Source organism: Candidatus Polarisedimenticolia bacterium, from assembly GCA_036004685.1.
Classification (GTDB): Bacteria; Acidobacteriota; Polarisedimenticolia; order Gp22-AA2; family AA152; genus DASYRE01.
Genome location: DASYRE010000010.1, coordinates 85,387 through 106,805, shown reverse-complemented (window position 1 = coordinate 106,805; position 21,419 = coordinate 85,387). Strand labels below are relative to the sequence as shown.

Annotated in this window: 22 protein-coding genes; 15 read left to right on the top strand and 7 right to left on the bottom strand. The window is 67.2% G+C overall.

Going from position 1 to position 21,419, the window contains the following annotated elements; translation table 11 throughout:
• Positions 1-70 precede the first annotated feature (70 nt).
• The 11 genes from VGR67_02745 to lepB all read left to right on the top strand — a co-directional run bounded on the left by VGR67_02745 (position 71) and on the right by lepB (position 7,459).
• Positions 71-505, top strand: a complete 435-nt coding sequence (locus VGR67_02745; GenBank protein HEV8335319.1) for a cytochrome c maturation protein CcmE — start codon at positions 71-73, stop codon at positions 503-505.
• A gap of 63 nt (positions 506-568) precedes the next feature.
• Entirely contained in the window at positions 569-2,557 is a 1,989-nt protein-coding gene (locus VGR67_02740) for a heme lyase CcmF/NrfE family subunit (GenBank protein HEV8335318.1), read from the top strand.
• The gene (locus VGR67_02735) at positions 2,550-3,050 is read left to right on the top strand and encodes a cytochrome c-type biogenesis protein CcmH (GenBank protein HEV8335317.1); all 501 of its coding nucleotides are present in this window, start codon (positions 2,550-2,552) and stop codon (positions 3,048-3,050) included. Before VGR67_02740 ends, VGR67_02735 begins: the two co-directional genes overlap by 8 nt.
• Position 3,051: 1 nt before the next feature.
• The gene (locus VGR67_02730; protein HEV8335316.1) at positions 3,052-3,381 is read left to right on the top strand and encodes a hypothetical protein; all 330 of its coding nucleotides are present in this window, start codon (positions 3,052-3,054) and stop codon (positions 3,379-3,381) included.
• On the top strand, positions 3,378-4,109 hold the full coding sequence (gene ccmA / locus VGR67_02725; GenBank protein ID HEV8335315.1) for a heme ABC exporter ATP-binding protein CcmA: 732 nt from the start codon (positions 3,378-3,380) through the stop codon (positions 4,107-4,109). The genes VGR67_02730 and ccmA overlap by 4 nt, the downstream gene beginning before the upstream one ends.
• A 5-nt stretch (positions 4,110-4,114) precedes the next feature.
• On the top strand, positions 4,115-4,795 hold the full coding sequence (locus VGR67_02720) for a heme exporter protein CcmB (protein HEV8335314.1): 681 nt from the start codon (positions 4,115-4,117) through the stop codon (positions 4,793-4,795).
• Positions 4,796-4,818: 23 nt separating this feature from the next.
• Positions 4,819-5,514, top strand: coding sequence for a cytochrome c biogenesis protein CcsA (gene ccsA, locus VGR67_02715; protein ID HEV8335313.1), 696 nt, complete (start codon positions 4,819-4,821; stop codon positions 5,512-5,514).
• 3 nt (positions 5,515-5,517) lie between these two features.
• Positions 5,518-5,661: a CcmD family protein gene (locus VGR67_02710; protein ID HEV8335312.1), complete on the top strand. Its 144-nt coding sequence runs from the start codon at positions 5,518-5,520 to the stop codon at positions 5,659-5,661.
• Between the two features lie 80 nt (positions 5,662-5,741).
• The gene (locus VGR67_02705) at positions 5,742-6,086 is read left to right on the top strand and encodes a hypothetical protein (GenBank protein ID HEV8335311.1); all 345 of its coding nucleotides are present in this window, start codon (positions 5,742-5,744) and stop codon (positions 6,084-6,086) included.
• Positions 6,087-6,218: 132 nt separating this feature from the next.
• Positions 6,219-6,761, top strand: a complete 543-nt coding sequence (locus tag VGR67_02700) for an LOG family protein (protein HEV8335310.1) — start codon at positions 6,219-6,221, stop codon at positions 6,759-6,761.
• Positions 6,758-7,459 carry a signal peptidase I gene (gene lepB, locus VGR67_02695; protein ID HEV8335309.1) on the top strand — a complete coding sequence of 234 codons (702 nt, stop codon included), beginning with the start codon at positions 6,758-6,760 and terminating at the stop codon, positions 7,457-7,459. The genes VGR67_02700 and lepB overlap by 4 nt, the downstream gene beginning before the upstream one ends.
• Here lepB and nadB read toward each other — a convergent pair.
• On the bottom strand, positions 7,443-9,089 hold the full coding sequence (gene nadB / locus VGR67_02690; protein HEV8335308.1) for an L-aspartate oxidase: 1,647 nt from the start codon (positions 9,087-9,089) through the stop codon (positions 7,443-7,445). The genes lepB and nadB overlap by 17 nt on opposite strands.
• Before the next feature lie 157 nt (positions 9,090-9,246).
• On the opposite strand from nadB, the gene VGR67_02685 reads away from it, so the two are divergent.
• The 4 genes from VGR67_02685 to VGR67_02670 all read left to right on the top strand — a co-directional run bounded on the left by VGR67_02685 (position 9,247) and on the right by VGR67_02670 (position 15,759).
• The gene (locus VGR67_02685) at positions 9,247-11,013 is read left to right on the top strand and encodes a DUF4388 domain-containing protein (GenBank protein HEV8335307.1); all 1,767 of its coding nucleotides are present in this window, start codon (positions 9,247-9,249) and stop codon (positions 11,011-11,013) included.
• A gap of 1 nt (position 11,014) precedes the next feature.
• Positions 11,015-12,487, top strand: a complete 1,473-nt coding sequence (locus VGR67_02680) for a hypothetical protein (protein HEV8335306.1) — start codon at positions 11,015-11,017, stop codon at positions 12,485-12,487.
• Position 12,488: 1 nt separating this feature from the next.
• Positions 12,489-14,012, top strand: coding sequence for a DnaJ domain-containing protein (locus VGR67_02675; protein HEV8335305.1), 1,524 nt, complete (start codon positions 12,489-12,491; stop codon positions 14,010-14,012).
• Positions 14,013-14,130: 118 nt separating this feature from the next.
• A complete protein-coding gene (locus VGR67_02670; GenBank protein HEV8335304.1) occupies positions 14,131-15,759 on the top strand; it encodes a protein kinase in 1,629 nt (542 codons plus the stop codon).
• A gap of 44 nt (positions 15,760-15,803) precedes the next feature.
• On the opposite strand, the gene VGR67_02665 is transcribed toward VGR67_02670, so the two are convergent.
• From VGR67_02665 to VGR67_02640, 6 genes are read right to left on the bottom strand one after another with little or no spacing between them, the layout of a single operon-like run.
• A complete protein-coding gene (locus VGR67_02665) occupies positions 15,804-16,394 on the bottom strand; it encodes a CDP-alcohol phosphatidyltransferase family protein (protein ID HEV8335303.1) in 591 nt (196 codons plus the stop codon).
• 28 nt (positions 16,395-16,422) lie between these two features.
• A complete protein-coding gene (gene hfq, locus VGR67_02660; protein HEV8335302.1) occupies positions 16,423-16,749 on the bottom strand; it encodes an RNA chaperone Hfq in 327 nt (108 codons plus the stop codon).
• Positions 16,750-16,780: 31 nt separating this feature from the next.
• Positions 16,781-17,749: a tRNA (adenosine(37)-N6)-dimethylallyltransferase MiaA gene (miaA, locus tag VGR67_02655; GenBank protein HEV8335301.1), complete on the bottom strand. Its 969-nt coding sequence runs from the start codon at positions 17,747-17,749 to the stop codon at positions 16,781-16,783.
• A complete protein-coding gene (locus tag VGR67_02650) occupies positions 17,746-18,054 on the bottom strand; it encodes a hypothetical protein (GenBank protein ID HEV8335300.1) in 309 nt (102 codons plus the stop codon). Before VGR67_02650 ends, miaA begins: the two co-directional genes overlap by 4 nt.
• 7 nt (positions 18,055-18,061) lie before the next feature.
• On the bottom strand, positions 18,062-19,267 hold the full coding sequence (locus tag VGR67_02645; protein ID HEV8335299.1) for a DUF4388 domain-containing protein: 1,206 nt from the start codon (positions 19,265-19,267) through the stop codon (positions 18,062-18,064).
• A gap of 40 nt (positions 19,268-19,307) precedes the next feature.
• Positions 19,308-21,386, bottom strand: coding sequence for a SpoIID/LytB domain-containing protein (locus VGR67_02640; protein HEV8335298.1), 2,079 nt, complete (start codon positions 21,384-21,386; stop codon positions 19,308-19,310).
• Between the last annotated feature and the right edge of the window lie 33 nt (positions 21,387-21,419).

Below are 21,419 nucleotides of genomic sequence, written 5' to 3'. Positions count from 1 at the left end.
AAACGGTGCGGCATCAGGTATTTGACACGCGTCTATCTCGCGGGCTATCATGCTCTTCCATCAGGAATCCGTGAGGAAGCAAAACAGGATGCTCGCCCGGATCAACCCGAAAATCGCCCTCTGTGTCATCATTCTCCTGGTCGCCTTCTCGGTTCTCTTCGCCTTGAGCTTCCGCGGATCGATGGTTTACTACCTCACGGTGAGCGAGTATCTGGCTCACCCGCCGTCCGCCCTGGATGAGCACTTCCGTGTAAATGGAAAGGTGGCGGCCTCTTCCATCGTCAAACAGCCGGGAGTTCTCGGGGCCCGGTTCCTGGTGACCGACGGCAAAAGCTCGCTGCCGGTGATTTTCCGGAAGGAGCTCCCGGACACCTTCGTGGACAATGCGGAGGTGGTGGTGGAGGGAAGCATGAAGGATGGCCTCTTCGAGGCCCGGACGCTGTTCGCCAAATGCCCCTCCAAGTACGAGGGTGAGAAAAAGAGCGTCCGCGCCGGATCTTCGTAGGTTTCTTCCCCCAACATCCTCTTTCGGCGGTCTCGAGACGATCCGCCCCGCGAGGGGAGGTCGATGCCACAATTCGGCGATCTCTGTCTGATCCTGGCGGCCCTGGCGGCGGCCTGGGCGCTCGTCGCTTCCAGCCTCGGGGCGATGACCCGGTCGCGCTCCCTGATCGAGAGCGGGGAGCGCAGCGCCCTGTCCGTGACCGCCCTGCTCGGAATGGCTTCGTTCGCGCTCGCCTCGCTTTTCCTCAACGACCGTTTCGACGTGGAATACGTGGCGTCTTACTCCAGCCGCGCCATGCCGTGGCTCTACAAGCTGACCGCCTTCTGGGGGGGGCATTCCGGCTCGCTGCTCTTGTGGGTCATGGTCCTTTCGACCTTCTCCCTGCTCGTCATTCTCCAGAATCGCCGCCAGAATCGCGCCCTGATGCCCTACGTGGTCGCGACGCTCTCCGGGATCACCCTGTTCTTTCTTGGCCTCATGAATTTCACCAGCAATCCCTTCCAGCTCCTGGGATTCCTGCCCGCCGACGGAAAGGGGCTGAACCCTCAGCTCCAAACCCCGCTCATGGCGATCCATCCGCCGTGCCTCTACCTCGGATACGTCGGCGTCTCCGTTCCGTACGCTTTCGGGATGGCGGCCTTGATGTCCGGCCGGGTCGGAGACGTCTGGATTCGCACGACGCGTCGCTGGACGATCTTCGCCTGGCTGTTCCTCGGGATCGGGCTGCTTCTCGGCGGCTACTGGGCGTACATCGAGCTGGGGTGGGGAGGCTACTGGGCCTGGGACCCCGTCGAGAACGCCGCCTTGATGCCCTGGCTGACGGCCACCGCTTTTTTGCACTCCGTGATGATCCAGGAGAAGAAGAGGATGCTCAAGATCTGGAATATGAGCCTCATCCTCCTGACGTTTTGCCTGTCGATCTTCGGAACGTTCCTGACGCGCAGCGGCGTCATCTCGTCGGTCCACGCCTTCGCGAGATCAGGCGTGGGCCCCGTGCTGTCGGTGTTTCTCGGACTCGTGATCGCCTTCTCGGTCACCTTGCTGGTCTGGCGGCTGCCGCGCCTGCAGAGCGAAGGCCGTCTCGACTCGTTCGTGTCGCGGGAGAGCAGCTTCCTGTTCAACAACCTGCTGCTGGTGGGGATCACCTTCGCGGTGTTCTGGGGGACCGTCTTCCCGGTGGTCTCCGAGGCGGTGCGCGGGGTGAAGATCACCGTGGGGCCTCCTTTCTTCAACACCGTGAACTTCCCGCTGTCCGTTGCCCTGCTGCTGCTGACCGGCACCTGTCCGCTGATTGCCTGGCGGCGCGCCTCGGCTCGGAAACTGCTCCGGATCTTCCTCGTCCCCGCGGCCTTCGGGGTCGCCCTCCTGACGGTGCTCCTGGCGGCCGGCATGCGGCAGCTCTCGGCGCTCGTCGCCTTCCCTCTCTGCGCCTTCGTCCTGGCCACGATGGCTTACGAGTTCATCCGCGGATCGCTGGCGCGGCAGCGCTCCACCGGGGAGGCGTTTCCGGTGGCCTTTGCCGCGCTGGTGAACCGGAACCGCCGCCGGTACGGCGGTTACATCGTGCACATCGGCGTCGTCTTCATCTTCATCGGGATCGTCGGCTCCTCCTTCTTCCGCCAGGAGGCGACGTTCCGCCTGGGACGCGGGGAGAGCCTGAAGGCCGGACCCTACACCCTCCGCTTCGAGGACACGCTCTCCTCCAGCGACGCCCACGTGGATCAGTTCACGGCGGTGATGGGAATCCTGGAAAACGGACGGCCGGTGGGCGTCATCCGGCCCGGGAGGAACTTCTACAAGGCCTTCAACCAGCCCTCGACGGAAGTCGACATCTATTCGACGCTCAAGGAAGACCTCTATCTCATTCTCATCGATTTCGACCCGCAGACCGGCCAGGCCACGTTCAAGTACTACCTGAATCCGTTGATCAACTGGATCTGGATCGGCTGGATCGTGATCTTCCTCGGCGCGCACATCGCCGTCTGGCCGGATCGGCGGGAGCGGGCTCTGCTGGCGCACGCCCGGCTGATCGAGGAGCGGAGCCTTGGCTAGGGTCGCCCGGAGGATCGCGCGGATCCTCCTGCTCGCCGCTTGCCTGGCGCCCGCCGGCGCCGGCGCCGGCGTCGTGCCCTCCTCGAAGGATCTGGAGGCGGTGACCGGCCGGATCATCTGCGACTGCGGGTGCAGTAATCTGACGATCAAGGAGTGCACCTGTGGGAAGGCCGACCGCGTCCGGGCCGAAGTCGCCGCCCGCCTCGCCGGGGGACAGACCCCCGAACAGGTGCTGCAGGCGTACGTGGATGATTTTGGCGAGCAGATTCTGGCCGCGCCGAAGCCGGAAGGCTTCAATCTCGTCGGATGGCTCCTGCCCTTCGGAGCGGTCCTGCTGGGGGGCACGCTTCTCGTGCTGATTCTGCGGCGCTGGGCGAAGGTGCCGTGGAGCGAGGCCCCTCTGGTTCCTCCGCTGGGCGCCGGCGGCGCCCAGCCTCCCGATCCCTCGTTCCTGCGGAGGGTCCAGGAGGAGATGGACCGGACGGAGCCCTGAGATGGCCATTCTCGGCTTCCTGGCGCTGCTCTTCGGATTCGGCCTATGGATCGCCTTTCCCCTGATGCGCCCCGAGGATTTCCGGTCGGGAGAATACGCCCTGGCGGGGGAATTGAGCGATCTCCACGCGCTCCGCGAGGTGGCGTACGAGACCCTGCGGGACCTCGAGTTCGATTTCAGCATGGGGAAGATGGCCGAGAAGGATTATCACGATCTGAAGGTGCGCTATCAGGGCGAGGCCGCGGAGATTCTCCGCCAGATCGACGTCCTCGAGGAGCGCCTGGGAACCGAAGGGGCCTCGGCGTCACGGCCCCGGAAGACCCGTCGTTGATACCCGACCCTTTCCTGGAGGCCCGGGCGCTCGGCGTGAGCTTCGGCTCGCGGGCGGCCCTCCGATCGGTCGCGATCTCCATTCGCCGCGGAGAAAGCCTGGCGCTCTTCGGACCCAACGGCGCCGGCAAGACGACGCTGCTGCGGGTGTTCGCCACCCTTCTCCGGCCCACCACCGGGCTGGCGCTCTTCGAAGGGCAGGACCTCGCCGCGCGGCGGTCGCGGGGAAGCCTGCGGCGCCGCGTCGGCCTGCTCGCCCATCAGACGATGCTCTACGATCGGCTCACCGCTCTCGAGAACCTCCTGTTCTACGCCCGGATGTACCGCGTTCCCGAGCCGCCCGCGGCCTGCCGGCGCCTGCTGGAGCAAGTCGGGCTCGCGGGGCGCGAGGGCGACTTGTGCGGCGACTATTCGCGCGGCATGCAGCAGCGCCTGGCGATCGCCCGGGCGCTGGTGCACGATCCCGACCTGATTCTTCTGGACGAGCCGTTCACCGGTCTCGATCCGCAAGCCGCGCAGCTTCTCCACCGGATCCTCGAAGGTCTGGTGCGGCGGGGCAAGACGCTGGTCTTCTCGTCGCACGATTTCGCGACCGGACTCGGCCTCTGCCGGCGGGCGGCGATCCTGGCCCGCGGCTCCGTGGTCTTCGACGCCCCCCGCGAGGGGATCGATGCCGCGAGCTTTCCGAGAATCTACGAGGCGGCCGTGGCCTCGCGGATAGGACGCTAGGCGCCATGGCGGCTCCCGCGATGTTTCTCGTCTGCGGCAAGGATCTACGGCTGGAGTTGCGCACCCGGGAGAGCCTCACGGCGGCCTTCTTCTTCGCCGTCCTGGTGCAGCTGGTCTTCAGCTTCGCCTTCCAGTTCCAGGAGCTGAGCCTGCGGTTCGAGGACGTCGGGGCGGGGTTGATCTGGATCACCCTGACGTTCTCCGCCATCCTCAGCCTCCAGAATTCCTTTCTGATCGAGCGCGAGCGCGACTGCCTGCAGGCGCTCGCGCTGTGCCCGGCCGATCCGAGCGCCATCTTCCTGGGAAAGCTCACGGCCAACGTCGTCCTCATCCTGACGGTCCAGTCGATGATTCTCCCCCTTTCCGTCGTGCTGTTCGGCTATCATCTTTCCGCCGCGGCGCTGCCCGTCGCCGCCGTCGTCGTGGTCAATACCGTCGGCTTCTCGGCTCTGGGCACGTTGTTCGCGGCCGTCACGGTCCGAACGCGGCGCAGCGAGCTCCTGCTTCCGCTGCTCCTTTTTCCGGCCGCCACGCCGCTGGTGATCTGGGGCGTGAAGGCCACGCGGCTGTGCCTGGCGGAGCGGGGCCTGAGCTCCTACGGCTACCTGCTCACGCTCTCGGCCTGTTTCGATGCGATCTTCATCGTGGCCGGCATTCTCCTTTTCGACTACGTCCTCGAAGAGTGAGCCGGCCGCTCAAGGGGATTCCCATGGAAGGTCCGCTCCGCAGACTGGAAGCCGTGCTGTTTCCGGCCACGACGATTCTGATGGTCGTCTGCCTGTACCGCGTGTTCCTGGTCGTCCCCAACGAGGTCACGATGGGCGTGGTCCAGCGGATCTTCTACTTCCACGTCCCCTCGGCCTGGGTCTCCTTCCTCGCCTTCTTCGTGGTCTTCCTCGGGAGCATCCTCTTCCTGTGGACTCGCAAGGCCTTCTGGGACGTGCTGGCGCATGCCGCCGCCGAGCTGGGCGTCGTCTTTTGCGGCATCGTCCTCCTGACCGGGCCGATCTGGGCGCGCCCGGTGTGGGGAACCTGGTGGACGTGGGAGGCCCGCCTGACCACGACTCTCGTCCTGGAGCTGGTCTACGTCGCCTATCTGCTGCTTCGGGGCCAGGCTCAGAACCGCGCCCAGGAAGCCCGGCTCGCGGCCGTTCTGGGAATCGTCGGGTTCCTGGACGTGCCGATCATCTATTTTTCCGTCAAGCTCTGGCGGGGCCATCACCCCATCGTCTTCAAGACGGGCGGCGGGCAGGGGCTCGCGCCGGTCATGCTGGTCACTTTCATGCTCTGCATGCTGACGTTCACGCTGCTTTTCGTGCTGCTGCTGATTCAGCGCCTCCGTCTGGGAATGCTGCGCGACGAGCTGGCCGGACTTCGAGAGCGCGAACAACTGCTGGAGGGTTGAGAAATGAAGAACCTCGGCTATCTCTTCTGGGCCTACACGCTGATCTGGATCGTGTTGAGCGCCTACCTCGTGAGCCTTTCGGTCCGGCTGAGCGCCCTCTCCGCCCAGATCCGGCGGCTGAAATCGCGTCTGCCCGGCGCTGAGTGATGGCGCGGAACACTTCTCCTCGGAGATCCGTTATGCTCTGCGGCACTGGTTCGTTTCCCTGACAGCTCCGGAGGACTCGCATGAGCCGCCTGGCGAAATTCTTCGTCGTTTCCCTGGTCCTGGGTATCTTTCTGCTCTCCTACAGCCTCGACCTCGGCGCCGCCTGGCAGCAGCCTTTTCCGGCCGGCGAGGCGAGCCGGTTGAGGATCCGGTTCCAGGAGGCCGACGGAGTCGTCGCTTCCTTCAGCCTGCCGCTGGGCCTGGTGGCGGTGATCCTCGCCTCCGCTCCCGAGGGGGCCTGCCTCGAGATGGACGGCGTCTCGATGACCAAGGCGGAGCTCTGGCGGCGGCTCCGCGACGCGAACTCCCGGAGCCCGCTCGAATTCCAGGATGGCGGGGACAGGGTCCAGATTTGGCTTGAATGATGGCGGTCGGCGCCTCCCCGTTCCACCCGGCGCCCGCCCGCGCTCCGGCTCGAAACGATAACTAGCCCCCCGGCGGGCTCCGAATCCGCCTCGGGGCCCCGCCCGACAACCGTGATCCCGGAAGGAGAGGGAATGGATGCCCGGAAGCCGCGCGCCGTGGCGGTTTTCGGAAGCAGCGAGCCGCGGGAAGGCGATCCGCTCTACGAAGAGGCCCGGCGCGTCGGGGGCCTCCTGGCCCAGGCCGGGCTCGTCGTCGTCAACGGCGGATACGGCGGCGTGATGGAGGCGGCCAGCCGCGGGGCGCGGGAGTCCGGCGGCCGCGCCGTGGGAGTGACAACCCAGGCTTTCACCCGAGGCCGCGGGAACGCCTACCTGGACGAGGAGATTCGCGAGACCGATCTCTTCACCCGGACCCGTCGTTTGATCGACCTCGGCGACGCCTATATAATCCTTCCCGGCAAATCGGGAACCCTGGCGGAGCTGACTTTTCTCTGGGCCCTGAACCGCGGCGGCCTCCTCCCCCCGACCCGGGTCGTCCTCCTCGGCGAATGCTGGAAGGAGATCTTCCGAACCCTCGAGGATCGACGGATGATCGAAGCGGAACAGATCCGCATCACGCGGCTCGCTCGGACGCCCGAGGAGGCCGTGGAGATGGTGGCCTCCTTCCTCCGATGACGGAATCCCCACAGGAAGCGCTCCCGGCTTCCCCGCCCAAGGGGATCCTCCGGGATTATTTCGAGACGATCGTCACCTGCGTCATCTTCGTGATCTTCGCCCGGACTTTCGTCTTTCAACAGTCCAAGATCCCCACCGGCTCCATGATTCCGACGCTGCTCATCGGCGACTACATCATGGTGAACAAGCACGTCTACGCGCCGACGTCGTTCGCGTGGGAAAAGAAGATCCTTCCCATCCGGGAAGTACGGCGCGGCGACATCATCGTCTTCAAGTACCCCGAAGAGCCGGAAAAGGACTACATCAAGCGCATCGTCGGATTGCCGGGGGACGTACTCGAAGTGCGTCATCGCGATCTCTACCTGAACGGCATCCTCCAAAGGGAGCCCTACGTCCAGCACATCTATCCCCCGGGGACGAACCTCGACGCCGACGACTATCCGCCGACGAAGATTCCGCCGGAGCGCTACTTCGCCATGGGCGACAACCGCGACAACAGCCGCGACAGCCGGGCCTGGGGTTTCGTCCCGCGCGATTACATCAAGGGCCGCGCCTTCGTGGTCTTCTGGTCGTACGAGGAGGATCGGGACGCCTGGCTGCGCACCGGAATCGGGGACAGGGTCGCCGGCATCTGGTCGAAGATCACGCACCTGATCACCCGCACCCGCTGGGGCCGCTCGTTCAAATTGATCCGCTGAGATCCGCCGGGGATTCGACTCCCTCCACCCGGGGCAGATCGGCGGCGGCCGCCGCCTTCGATTCGAGGTGCCGGGACCATTCCTCCCGCCGCCCGGGGAAGTCGCTGCGGAAATGTGATCCCCGGCTCTCCCGCCGCTCCAGCGCCGCCCGGCAGACCAGCTCCCCGAGGACCGTCAGATTCCGGGCTTCGACGCTCCGGCGCGCGATCCGATGGGCGCCCGTCGCCGCTTCCATCCGCTCCAGCTCCCGGGACGCGGCGCTCAGACCCTCGGCGTCGCGCCGGATGCCGGCGTGCTTCCACATCAGGTCACCGATCCGCCTCTCCCATTCGGCGGCACGGCCGGGGGTCGGGGTGAGCACGGCAGGGACCCCCACCTCCTCCGACTCCAAGGCGGTACCACCAGGCTCGGCCCGGATGGCCGCCGCGGCGCGCGCCCCGAAGACCAGCCCTTCCAGGAGGGAGTTGCTGGCGAGACGGTTCGCCCCGTGGACCCCCGTGCAGGCGACCTCGCCCGCCGCGAAAAGCCCCGGCAGGCTGGTCCGGCCGGAAAGGTCGGTGCGGACCCCCCCCATGAAATAGTGCGCGCTGGGAAGGACGGGAATCCGATCGCGAGCCAGATCCAGGCCGAACAGAAGACAGGTCTCGTAGATTTTCGGGAACCGCTCTCTCAACGCCGCCGGATCGCGTCCCGTCAGATCCAGGAAAACACAGGGATCGCCGGTCCGCTCGATTTCCCTGACGATCGCGAGACAGACGGCGTCCCGGGGAGCGAGCTCCGCGTCGGGGTGGTAGCGCGGCATGAAGCGCTCGCCGGCCGCGTTCTTGAGGAGCGCTCCTTCCCCCCGCAGCGCCTCCGAAAGAAGGAACCGGGGGGCGTTCGGGACGAACAGCGCGGTGGGATGGAACTGGACGAACTCCAGATCCATGACGGCCGCGCCGGCGCGGTACCCCATCGCCACTCCGTCCCCGGTCGCCTGCGGAGGGTTCGTCGTCTCCCGATAGAGGCGCCCGGCTCCTCCCGTCGCGAGGAGCACGGCGGCGGATCCGAGCGCCCGGAGATTTCCTGATTCCTCGTCCAGGACGAGGAGTCCGACACAACGGCCGGCGCGGAGGATCAAGTCCACGGAGAAGGTCCGGCTGAGAAAAGCAAGCGTGGGGAAGGTTCGCGCCCGGGCCAGGAGCGCCCGCACCAGCTCCCTGCCGGTCGAGTCGCCGTGGGCATGCAGGACTCTCCGCCGGCTGTGAGCGCCTTCCCTTCCGAAGGCCAGACGGGTTCCCTCGCGATCGAACCGGGTGCCCCAGTCGATGAGCTCCTGGATGCGGGCCGGCCCCTCCTCCACGAGGATCCGCACCGCCTGCTCGTTGCACAGGCCGTCCCCGGCGCGCAACGTGTCCTGGAAATGGAACTCGACCTTGTCCTCCTCGGAGAGCGCGACGGCGATGCCCCCTTGCGCGTAGCCGGTGTTGCTGTCGGTGGGATCGTCCTTGGTCAGGACGGCGACTCGGGCGCCCGCCTCGGCGAGATCCACCGCCGCGCGCAGTCCGGCGATGCCGCTGCCGACGATGATCACGTCGTACCGGCTTTCGATCCGGGTCGTGCGCGGCGCCGTTTTCCGGGACGAAGACATATTAACAACCCCATGTCGGTCAAATAATTAGGCCTCATCCGCACCCTTTAAGGCGCGGTTGACACCCCCGGGGGCCGACACTATACTTCCATCGCTCGGTGATTTCCCCCACCACCCGCCTCGGGGGCCCGGGGTCCGCCCCGAGGATGGCATCTGAATGGAACCGGTGAGCAGCTCGGGAACATTCGCCGAAACTTCCTGCCCCAGGCTCCTCGTCCGCCTGCACCTCGAGGCATTCAGCGGCACTTTGCGAATCTCGGTCGGCGCCGTCCTGAAGCTCCTCTATTTTCAATCGGGCGAGATCGCCATGGCCTCCTCCAACGACCAGGCCGATCACCTGGCGCCGATTCTGATGCGGGCCGGCAAGCTCAAAACGGAACAGCTCGATCTGGCCCGCAAGCAGGCGAAGGCGGGAACCTCCCTGGCCCGAGTCCTCGTGCAGATGGGATTCCTCACCAGCGGGGAGCTCTTCGCGGGGGCCCGCCAGCAGCTCCGCCAGATCGTCGGGAGCGTCCTCGGCCTCGCGGAAGGCCGCTACGATGTCCAGGAGGGATACTTCCCCCGCGAAGTCACCTCGCTGAACGTCGACACGCGGGAGCTTCTCATCGATCTGATCAAGGAGCTGCCGGAGCGGAGCTTCGTGCTCCTGGAAGTCGGCGCTCCAGACACAGTCTACTCCCCTTCTTCCCCTCCGCCCGGGGAGGCGCAGGCGCCGCCCAAGCTTCCCCGGGCCTGGCAGGCGCATGCGGCGCGTTTCTCGGCGCCGATGACGATCCACGCCTTCGGACAGGGAGCGGGCCTCGACGATTTCTCAGCCAGCAAGGTGGTGTACGCGCTGCATCTCTTCGGATGGCTCGCCGCCGAGCCCGGGGAGCCGGAGCCTGAAGAGATCCTCCCGGAGGAGCTCCCTTCGCGCGCCGCCGCCGGGGGCGAGGAGGCGACGCCCTTGCCGCCGCTCGCCAGCCCCGCGGAGCCGGCACGCATCGAGGTCGCGGCCCCGCCGGAGGAGGAAGCTTCGGAGCCTCCGCCGCCGGAAGTCGACGCGCCGAGTCCGCCCCCGGCTCCGGCCGCGGCCGCGCCGGCGCAGCCGATCGCCGCTTCGCCCGCCCCGGCGGGAGAGATTTTTCGCTCGGCGGCGGCGCACGAGCCGGAAGAGCTCGTGGCTCGAGGAGGTCCGATTCGGCTGGAGTTCAAAGGGACCCTCCCCGCCTCGCGCGCTCGAGCCGCTTCGAGCCGGTGGGGAATTCTCTCGGTGATCACCGGGATCGCGCTCCTCGCCGCGGGCTTCGTCTGGTTCGTCTTCTTGCGCGGTTCGCCCGTTCCCGCTAGCCCGCAGGCGGCATCCGGGGAGGAGCGTGCCGCCCCGGAAGCAGCGACCCTTCCCGAGCCGGCGGCCGATTCGGCGAGCGCCGCGGCGCAGGCCCCGCCGGGAGAGCCGGAGAATCCGCCCACCGAATCGCCTTCTCCCCCGCCGCCGGCCGCGACCTCCTCTCCTGAATCCTCTTCCGCAGGGGATCAGGCGCCCGCGGCGGCTGCCGGGCAGGCCGAACCGAGCCAGGATTCGGCGACCGGCTCGCGCCGCGCGGCGCGCTCCCTTCTCGATGCCGGGAACGCCGAGGCCGCCGCGGCCGCCTGGCTCTCTGCCCTTACGAGCGAGGCTCCGGGCGGCTTCACGCTGCAATTGTCCATCGCCTGCCGCGAGGAGTCGGTGAGGAAAGCGGCCGAGCGGACCCGGAATTCGGCCGATTTTTTCATCGTCCCTTTCGCGCTCCAAGGAAAGGCGTGTTACCGGCTCTGCTGGGGGAACTATGGGACGCTCGCCGAAGCCGAGTCGGGCAAGGCCGCCGTCCCCGGGTTCTTCCTGGATGAAGGCGCGAAGCCCGTCGTGGTGAGCGTCGCGCGGCTCGACGCGGGAAAACGCTGAAATGCGGCGCACGGCGCTCGTCGCTTCGATCTTCCTCTTCGCTTCCTCCGGATCGGTCCGCGCCGACGTGGTCCACCTCAAGGATGGACGCAGCCTCGAAGTCGAAGGTTGGCGGGTCGAAGGAGATCAGATCCTTCTCGAGATCCCGGCCGGGAATCTCACCATCCCGCGCTCCCTGGTCGTGCGCATCGAGCCCTCCTCGCCGGCCGGGCAGAAAGTCGCCGGCGAGCCGCCCGCCCCGGCCGATTCGGCGCCGCACAAACCCTCTCCCCGGCCCGTCCGAGCGCTTCCCGGTTCCCCGAAGGGAAAGCCTCTCCCCGCTCCCCCTCCGCTTCCTCCGCCCCCGGCCGTCTCCTCGAAGATGTCCGATCAAGATCTCCGCGAGGCGATGGAGGCCCTGAAGCGCGATCTTCGGGACGAGCCGAGGCGGCGCGAGCCCGACTCCCGGGAGATCGCCCGCGGCCTTTGCGTGCTGGCGGCGCGCTCCGAGGAGCGGCATGAATTCGCGGCGGCCGAGGCGTCCTTCCGTGAAGCGCTCACCTACGATTCCCAGTGCCTTCCGGCGCACGTCGGACTTTCCAACCTCTTCCTCAAGCAGGGGAAGGATCTCTACGCCCGCGCCCAGATCCAGGAAGGGTTGCTGGCGTTCCCCCGGGACGCTTCGCTCCACTACCTTCTCGGCCTCGTCTACTACCGCCAGGAGAACCTCGCCGACGCCATCTCCGAATGGCAGCTCTCCCGGGCGCTGCGGGACGACGAGCGGGTCGCTTCGCTGATCGAGAAAGCGAAGCGCGAGCTGCGTGTCGAGCGTGATTACGCGCGGACCGAGGCCCTGCATTTCATCCTGCGCTATGAAGGCGGGGGACCGTCTATCTCGCCGATCGCCGCCGCCTTGCGCGACACGCTCGAAGAAAAATACCGCGAGCTGGCGGAGCGTTTTCAGTTCATCCCGCCCGCTCCGATCGTCGTGATCCTGTATCCGGCCGAGAAGTTCTATGACGCGACCCGGATGCCCGCCTCGGTGGCCGGCCTATTCGACGGCAAGGTCCGGATCCCGCTGGGCGGCGTGAAGGCGATGAACCCGGAGGTGCGGGCCGTCCTGACCCACGAGCTCACCCACGCCTTCGTCCACGGCAAGAGCGGAGGAAACTGCCCCCGATGGCTTCAGGAAGGCCTGGCCCAGCTCGTCGAGGGACGGCCGCTGCTGTTCTCCGAAGAGCGCAGCCTGGCCCGCGATCTCGCGGCCTCCGAGGGGCGGTCCTGGTACGCCGAATTCAGCTATCCCTCGTCGCTCTCCTTCACGCGCTATCTGGCCGGTAGGTTCGGATTCGATGCCCTGGTCGACACCCTGGACAGGATGCGCGCGGGGCTCTCCACGGAGGAGGCGCTGAAGGAGGTCGTCCGGGAGGACTTCGCCGATCTGCAGAAGGGGTGGATGGAAGATCTCTTGAAAAAATTCGCCGAGAGGAGCTGAGGTGTCCGCGTTCTCCGGAAAGCTCTCCGAGCAGCCCCTGCCGCGCGTCTTGTCGCGGATCCTCGAGGGCCGGCGCTCGGGAGGCCTGAAGCTCTCCTTCGGCTCGGTGACCCGGCAGCTCTTCATCGAGGAAGGGCGCGTCATCCGCTACGCGGCCTCCAACGTCCTCTCCGAGAGTCTGACCGAGCTGCTCAAGCAGCGCGGCCAGTTCCATGCCGACGAGATGCGCCAGGCCACCGCCGGCAAGCAGGCCAACGAGCTGCTCGGATCCGCCTTGCTGCGGCTCGGCTTCCTCTCCGCGGAGGATCACCGGACGCTCGTGATCGAGACGATCGAAAAGATCGTCCTCAGCGCGTCGAAGTGGACCGACGCGAGATTTGAGTTCCAGCAGGGAGAGCTCCCCTTCACGCAACCCGGGGACGCGGGGCTCCCCGTGCCGGTGGCGATCCTGGGCCTGGTCCGGAACGTCGCCGATCCCGCCATGGTGAGCGGCGTGCTCGGAGACCGCGCGGCGCGCGTCCGCCCGCACCCCGCTCCGCCGATGCCGTTGGAGGCGGTCCCGCTGGAGCCGGCGGAAGGGTTCCTCCTTTCCCGGGTGGACGGCACCCTCTCCTTGAGAGAGATCGCGCAGACCAGCCCGCTGGGCCCCGGCGAGACCGACTGCGCGCTGACCGCGCTCATCCTGGCGGGTTTCCTGCAGGTGGACACGGTGGAACCGGAGGCCGATGTTCCGACGACGCCCCGCGTCACCGCCCGGGACGCCGGGGGCGCCGCCCCGACCCGCCCGTCGCGGCCGCGTCCCGCGCCGGCCCGCGCTCCGCGCCCGCCCGCGGGTCCGGTGGAGGAGATGCTGAGCCGGCACTCGGCCCTCAAGGGCCAGAGTTTCTACGAAGTCCTCGGCCTCGCTTCCACGGCAAGCGAATCGGAGATCCGGCACAGCTATTATTCCCTGGCCAAGCGGCTTCATCCCGACAAGTTCTCCGAGGACGAGACGAAAGACCGGGCCGAGAAAGTCTTCGCGGCCATCACGGAAGCTTACGCGACGCTTTCCAAGAGCGGCAGCCGGGAAGAGTACGACAAGTCGCTGGCTCAGGCGACCGACAAGCAGGCGCCTGAGAAGACGGCGGCGAGCGCAGCCGAATTGGCCCGGCAGAATTTCCTGCACGGCAAGTCTCTGTTCGAGAGGCACGAATTCGTCAAGGCGCTCCCTTTCTTCGCGCACGCCGTCGAGCAGGATGAGACGCGCGAGGAGTATCACCGCTACCTGGCGCTCGTCCAGAGCCGCAATCCGCGCCTTCGCAAGGAGGCGGAACGGCATTTCCTCAGGGCCGTCGAGCTGAACCCCACCTTTGCCGAGAACTACGCCCAGCTCGGCATTCTCTACCGCAAGATAGGCCAGGAGGAGAAGAGCTTGCAGTACCTCCAGAGCGCGCTCTCCTGGGACGCCGCCAACGACACGGCCCGCCAGGCGCTCGCCTCCGAAGACGAGAAGAAAGGGCTGCTCAAGGGGCTGTTCCGCAAATAGCCCGCTTTCCCTCCCATTGACTTCCCTCCGGCGCGGAATAGATTCCCAAGGAGGTTCGGCCCGCCCCGAGAGGCCCTGGGTGCGGCCGCCGCGATTACAGGGATGTAATGGAGCCGGGATGTCGCCAGTGATCTGTCCTCATTGCGGAGAGCGCCAGGAGAGTGAAGCCCACCCTTCGGGCTCCGCCGGACACCGCGCCTGCGCCCGTTGCGGCGCCTCTCTGGCCTTCCAGGAGGGAGCCCGGGCGGGCGGCGGCACCCAGAAGCTGGGGGGTGAGACGGGCGCCTCCTCCCCGCCGGCCCCGCAGGGTTACCCGGAAGCGCGGCCGGTCCGCATGGGACCGTATGAAGTCCGCGACACTCTCGGCGCCGGAGGAATGGGGATCGTCTATCGTGGATGGGACGCGAGCCTCAGCCGCACCGTGGCGCTGAAGACGCTCCGCGCGGACCTGGCGCGCGATGCCGGCTATCGCGAGAGATTTCTTCGCGAAGCCCGCGCCGCGGCTTCTCTTTCCCATCCCAACGTGACGCAGATCTACACCATCGGCGAGGAGGCGGGACAGCCGTTTTTCGCCATGGAGTTCCTGGAAGGGAAATCGCTGGAGACGCTGGTGCGCGAGCGCGGCAAGCTTCCTGCCGCGGAGGCGGCCGACCTCATGCGGCAGGCGGCGCTGGGCCTGAAGGCCGCCGCGGCGCGGGGGATCGTCCACCGCGACATCAAGCCGAGCAACCTGATGCTCACGGGCGAGGGGATCCTCAAGGTCACCGACTTCGGGCTGGCCAAAATCGTCGTGGCCGATTCGGGACTCACCCTCGCGGGAGAGGTCCTCGGCTCGCCGAACTACATGGCGCCCGAGCAGGCCTGCGGCCAGCCCTCCGATCTCCGCAGCGACATCTACTCCCTGGGGGCGACACTCTACGAGCTGGTCACCGGGCGCCCCCCCTTCGACGGGCCGACCCCGGTCTCGATCATCCTCAAGCACGCGCGGGAGCCGGTGCGCAATCCCCGCCAGCTCACTCCCGGATTGCCTTATCCGCTGGTCAGCCTAATCCAGAAGATGCTCGCCAAGCGCATCGAGGATCGCCCGCAAAACTACGACCTGCTCCTGCGGGAGATCGATCGCTTCCGGTCCGGGGCCGAGACCGCGCGGCTCGCCGCGAGCCCGGCCGCCGCGCCGCGGATGGCGCCGCCCGCCGCCGACCGGCCCTCCTCCCGCTCCTCCGGGGCGTGGATCCTCGCTTCTCTGCTGCTCCTGATCCTGCTGGGGGCTTGGGGACTCGGCCGGCAACGGCCGCATCGCGACGCGACGCCACCGGAGCGGCCGCCGGGAGCCCCCGGGTCTCCCGCGTCGAATCCGGGCACCGACATCATCTCTTCGACCAGCGAGGTCTCGCCTCCCGGCCTCGGCTCGAGGCTGGTCCGGGGCGCCATCAGCCTTCCGCCACGGCTCGAGCGCATGAAGGAGGCAGCCCGCGCCAACCTGCAGTTTCTCAGCAACACGCACGAGATCACCTCCGACGGACGATTGCGGGTCATGGGCTCGGTCCTGAACACCGGGCTTGGACGGGCCACCGACGTCGAGATCCGCATCCTGCTCACCGATCCCGCGGGGAGGCTCCTGGGATCCACCACGGTTCCCCTTTCCCCGGCGCTGCTGGGTTCGCGCCAATCGGGCACGTTCGAAGCCTTCTTTCCCGATCCTCACGAGCCGATCAGCATCCGCACCGAGCTGAACTGGAATTCCTAGACACGGGCCGCAGCGGGAGAGGGCCCCAACCTCGGGCGGAGGTCCTACCGGCCGAGGTCGGGCGCCGATCCCGCCAGCCGCGCCCCGTGGACGATGTAATGGAAGCCCGAGAAGAGGGTGGCCGCCAGGGTGAGGTAGACCAGCCCCGGCACGATGGCGGTGGAACGAACCTCCAGCGAGTTGTACAGGAGGATGACACAGACGGTGACGACCTGGACCACGGTGGTGATTTTCCCGTAGAGGGTGGGAGGGAAGCGGCTCAGGCCCGTGGCGAGGTGGATCACCAGCGCGATCAGGACGATCAGCACGTCCCGGCTGATCGTGAGAATCGTCAGGAGAATCGGGAACCGGTTGAGCAGCGCGAAATGGGGGAAGGAGGCCGGATGATCGGGCAGGGAGAGAACCACCAGCGCGGCGGTCACCAACAGTTTGTCCGCAATCGGATCCAGAAAAACGCCCAGCTCGCTTCCCTGGCCGAAGCGGCGCGCGATGAAGCCGTCGACGGCGTCGCTGATCCCGGCCGCGGCGAAGACGCCGAGCGCCCATCCGGGATGGTTGGAGACGACGAGCATGATGAAGGCCGGGACCAGCACCATCCTCGCGATCGTCACCAGGTTCGCGAGCGTGAAACCCAAAGCGCCTCCGGGAGGCTTGGGAGGAATTTTACTCCGCCGCGTCCCCGCCCTCGTCCGCTTCGACTTCTCCGGCGCCGGCCGGCGGCGGCTCCGCCGCCTCCTTTCCCTTACCGGGAGAGGATTCGAAAGTCATGTAGTTTCCGAACGTCTTGGCGCTGACCACCGAGGCGATGGCGTGCTTGAAGATCATCTGTTCGCCCTGGCCGTTGTCCAGGAGCACCGTGAACTTGTCGAAGCTCTTGATGCGCCCCGTGAGCTTCCGGCCGCTGTTCAGGTAGACGACGACTCGCGCCTTCTCCTTCCGGATCTGGTTGAAAAAATCGTTCTGGATGTTGGGCGACGGGTCCTTCTCCATGGCGTCTCCTCCGGACGACGGGGCCGCGGGATCACTCCGCGCCGTCGAGCGACCGGCCCAGCTCCTCCTCAACGTGGTCCCCGATGGCGGAAACCGCGGATTCGGCCGGACCCGTCAGATCGAACCAACGAACACCGGGCTCCTTGCGGAACCAGGTCATTTGCCGCTTTGCGTATCGCAGCGTGTTCCTCACCGTCTCGCGCCGGGCCGTCTCGAGATCGCACCGCCCTTGCAGGTGATCGACCAGCTCCCGGTAGCCCAGCGCCTTGAAGGCGTTCGAGGAAGCGGGAACCCGCCGGAGAAGCTGGCGTGTCTCCTCCAGGAGGCCTCGCGCCAGGAACTGATCGAGCCGCTCCCGGATCCGGCGCTCCAGCTCCTCTCGGCTGCGCCGGATCCCCACCTTGACGCTCGGGAAGCGATCCGATCCGCGCCATTCCGCCCCGGGCTTGGCCAGCGAGTCGCGGAACCCGCCCTCGCCGAGCTCCAGAGCTCTCACGAGGCGCTGGAGATCCGCCGGCGAGATGCGCCGCGCGGACGGCGGATCCGCCTCCTCGAGGAGGCGGTGCAGCGTCCCGGGCCCCTCAATCCTCTCCCGTTCCAGCATCCGGCGGCGAAATGCCACGTCCCGCCTCGGGAGCGCGGCCACCCCTTTCAAGACGCCGCGCAGGTACAAGCCCGTTCCCGCGACCAGGATCGGAAGCGCCCGGCGGGAGCGCATCTCCGCCAGCGCCGCGTCGGCCGCCCGGATGAAGTCCCCCAGCGAGAAACCTTCCGCGGGATCCGCGAGATCGAGCCCCCGATGGGGGATCGCGCTCCGGACCTCGGGCGCCGGCTTGGACGTTCCGATGTCCAGGCCGCGGTAGACGGCCATCGAGTCGACGCTCAGAATCCAGCCGCCGAAGCGCCGCGCCAGGGCGCAGCCCATATCGCTCTTGCCGGACGCCGTCGGGCCCACGAGGACGACCGCCTTGCCGGCGGGCGCCGCGTCGCCCCCCTTCAACCCCCGTCGCCTTTCTGCCGCTGATGGTCGCGAAACTCGTTCACCGCCTCTTTCAGATGGTCGGAGCAGTAGATGTGGCCGTGCTGCACCGGTTTCCCGCAACGCCGGCACTTGCGGCCCGCCACCTTGGCGGAGACGCGTCCCATCATCGAAAGCACCACGGAAGCTCCCAGGAAGAGGACGCCGCCGACCAATAGCAAGCGGACCTGGGCTCCGCGGCCTTCGTGAAGCACCAGCTCCGCCACGACCATCCAGAGGAGCCCGCCGGCGATCGCCAGGAAGCCGAGCGTGCGAAGCAGCGTCACCAAGGCTTTACTCCTTTCGGGAGGACTCCATGGCGACCTCGGAATGGATCACGGGCTGCAATCCGAGCTCGCGAAGTCCCTGCACCGCCCTGCCTTCATGGCTGGCTCCGAGGGTGCGGCGCACGGCCAGCAGCTCGGCGTACAACAGCTCATTCAGGCCGTCCACGAGCTTCTCCATGCCGCCCCCCCCGTCGCCGGCGGCGCCGAGATTGCGCAGGAGAAGCCTCTCGTCCAGCGTGCCGTCCCGGCCGAGACGTCCGTCGGAGAGCAGGACGGGCTGCGCCTTCTGCTGGTCCTCGAAATAGCGGCCCATGACCGCCTCGCCGATCGGCCCGACCTCCTTCACCAGGTAGCGGTGCAGGAACGCGAACATCTCGTTGTACCGGCGGATGAGCGGCAGCGCCTCCGCGTCCCGGGACGGCTCGGGGGGAGCGTGAAAGACCTTCATCTTCAGGTAGCCGATCGAGAACAACAGGAAGATGACCCGCAGCGTTTCCGCCTCGCCGATCTCGCTCGCCTGCCCGACTTGGGCGAGCGTCCGGCGGGAGTCGATCAGGCCCAGCACGTAGCGCTCGTGAGGCTCCAGCGGAATCGACACCTTGCGCTCCAGCTCCGGAATGGCTTCGAAGATCGACGCTCCGGAAGGCATCCGCGCGCTGAACAACCGCGTCTCCCTCACCGAGCGGATCCCGTCGGCAATCAGCTCCAGGATGGGGAGGCCCACCTCCATCCCGAAACCCGTCTCCTCGCCCTCCCGGAACTGGAACTCTCCCTGCTCCCATTCGAACAGGCCGAGGGCCACGCTCCGGGCCTGCCTTCGCAGGGCGTCCCAGACTCCCTTCGGGCTCAGGACCCCCGCTTCGATGAGACTCCGGGCGACGCGCTCCCCGTTCTTCTCCCGCTCCTGCAGCGATTCGTACTGTCCCTGGGTGATCTGTCCCTCGCGGAAGAGAAAGCCTGCGAGACTTCCCTCCTCCCCCCGGCAGACGGCGCCCGAGAGCAGACCCTCCCGCACTTGCAAAGTGACCTGCCGCTCGCCGTGACGCAACGTCAGGCAGCCGCGCCGGTTCAGGACGCGCAGGAATTCGAGGACGTCGGAGATCGAAAGGGCCTTGAGCCGACCCGAAAAATCGCCTTCCCGAGCGCCGGTCGCCCGATGCATCGCGGGAGGGGCGCCGGAATTCTGCTCTCCGGAGTCGGAAGAACGGCTCATGGGCGAGCGATGATATCCCTCGAAACTTTCCATTGTCAATCTAATAGGCCCGGATCAGATCGATGCCGGAGTAATAGTGCTTCAGGATCCGATCGAATGTCTCGCCCCGGACCGCCATGCCGTACGCGCCGACCTGGCACAGCCCCACACCGTGCCCCCACCCCTTGCCGGCGATGGTGAAAGCCCGGACGCCGCCGCCGGGATCGAGCTGCCGCTCGATCGTGAAGAGGTTCTCCCGGATCCCCAGCGCCGTCCGAATCTTGAAGCCATTGAGGGTGAAGGCGCCGCGGCTCCCGGTGATCCTAAGCTGGATGACCCGGCCCGAAACGCCCCGCTTCGCGATCACCACGTCCGACAGCTTGCCCACGTCGACGCGCTTGCGAATCAGGTCCTCCATCTCCTGGCGCGAGTACCGGACCTCCCACGAATAGTACGTGCTGGATCGATCGTCGGCGGCGCCGCGGGAGGAGGCATCCAGCAGGACGGCGTCGATCTTCCCCTCGGCGTTGAGATGGAACGATATCGGGTCTCCCACGGCGAGCGCCAGGGTGGGCGCCGGGAAACTGCGCGACCGGGACGACTGGTACAGACAGAGCGACGGCGCCAGATCGAACGTCTCGCTCTCTCCCTTGTGCCCCACGCGGATCGACCGTCCTTCGAGCGCGTCGAAGATCCCGCGGCGCACGGCGAGGGCCTGGAAACGATCGGCGATCCGGTAGATCCAGGCGAGCTGAACGGCCCGCGTGGGGCGCTCGCGGATCCGCAGCGAGTTGTCGGGATGGGGAACGAGAATGCCGGAGCGCAGCAGGAAGGCCACCGCCAGCGCGTCGGCGGACGGAATCTCCGCCGCGTCCCGCGTCGAAAGAAGATAGGGAAGATCGCGCGCATCGAGGATCAGCCGGGAGCGCTCCTCCCAGCCAAACGCGGCGATCAGGAAGCGGCTCCATTCGAGAACGCTGCCGTCCTTGAACCGGAAGCCCGCGGGAACGCCGCCGGCGCCGATCAGGGAAAACGCCTTCCGCCACCAGCCAAGGGCCTCCGCCGGCTCCGCTTGCTCCTCGAGATATCTCTTCCTGAAGATCTCCTCGCCGACCACGCCCGAGACGTAGAGCAGGCCCGCCTCGGCGGCCAGGGACGTGCCGTCGCCGGCGTCGGCGGCGGGGAGATCGTTCCGTCCGACCAGGAAGGCGGGGGCCGCCGATTCGGGGTAGCAGTCCGTCCCTTTCAGGTAGGGGAGCTTCAGATCCTGGAAAATGTTCGCGCCGTCCTCCGTGTGGCCGCCGCACGTCGACGTGTAGAGCGCCTTGATCGGCGCGCCGTTGAAGCCCGCAATGATCCCCGCCGTCTCCTCGACCGCCTGGTTGGTCAGCGGATGCTCGGTGCCGAATCCCTTGTAGACCTGGCATCCGGGCGAATCGCAGATGTCGTAGCCCGAGTCGGAGAACTGTCCGCGGTTCGCCACGATGTAGGTCCTCGCCGCCACGGCCTGGGCCTTCAGCGCCTCGAGCTCCGGATAGACGCCGGGACCCATCTCGTTCGGCACCACGCCGCGGAGATAGTCCTCGATGCCGACCTGGTTGACGACCTTGAGACTGTCTCCGAGGATCCGGACCTCCATCCATCCCCGGTACGGCTGGCCGTCGACCTCGATCGTGCCTCCCGGCGTGGACGGGCGAATCACGATCGATTTCGCATCGGTGACTTGCGAGTAGTATCGCGAATCGACCAGGCGCAGGCGCGCCTTCCCCGAAGAGGGCGCCGCCTCTTCCGCCGTCCACAACTCCGAGAAGCCCTCCCCCAGCAGCCGGTCGGTCAGCGACGCGGCCTCCTCGCGCTTCTCGAATTGACCGATCCGCACCCGATAGGAGTTGCGCTCGGGATTGAACGAGACGAAGGCCGGATCGGGAACGAGATGCTCCAGACGATCCTTGACCGCCGCCGCCTCGGCTTCCGTGCCGAACGATCCGACCTGCACGCGAAAAACGGACCGCGGCACGACGCCGCGCGGCAGATCGAGCACGACCCAAAGCGGCTCCTCGAACCTCGGCTTCCATACCGGAGTGAGCTTCGTGGGGTGCAGGATCTGCAGGCCCGCCGTCCCGAAGAACTTCGCTTGCAACGGATCGGTCGTCAGCCCGATGCGCACCTCCGG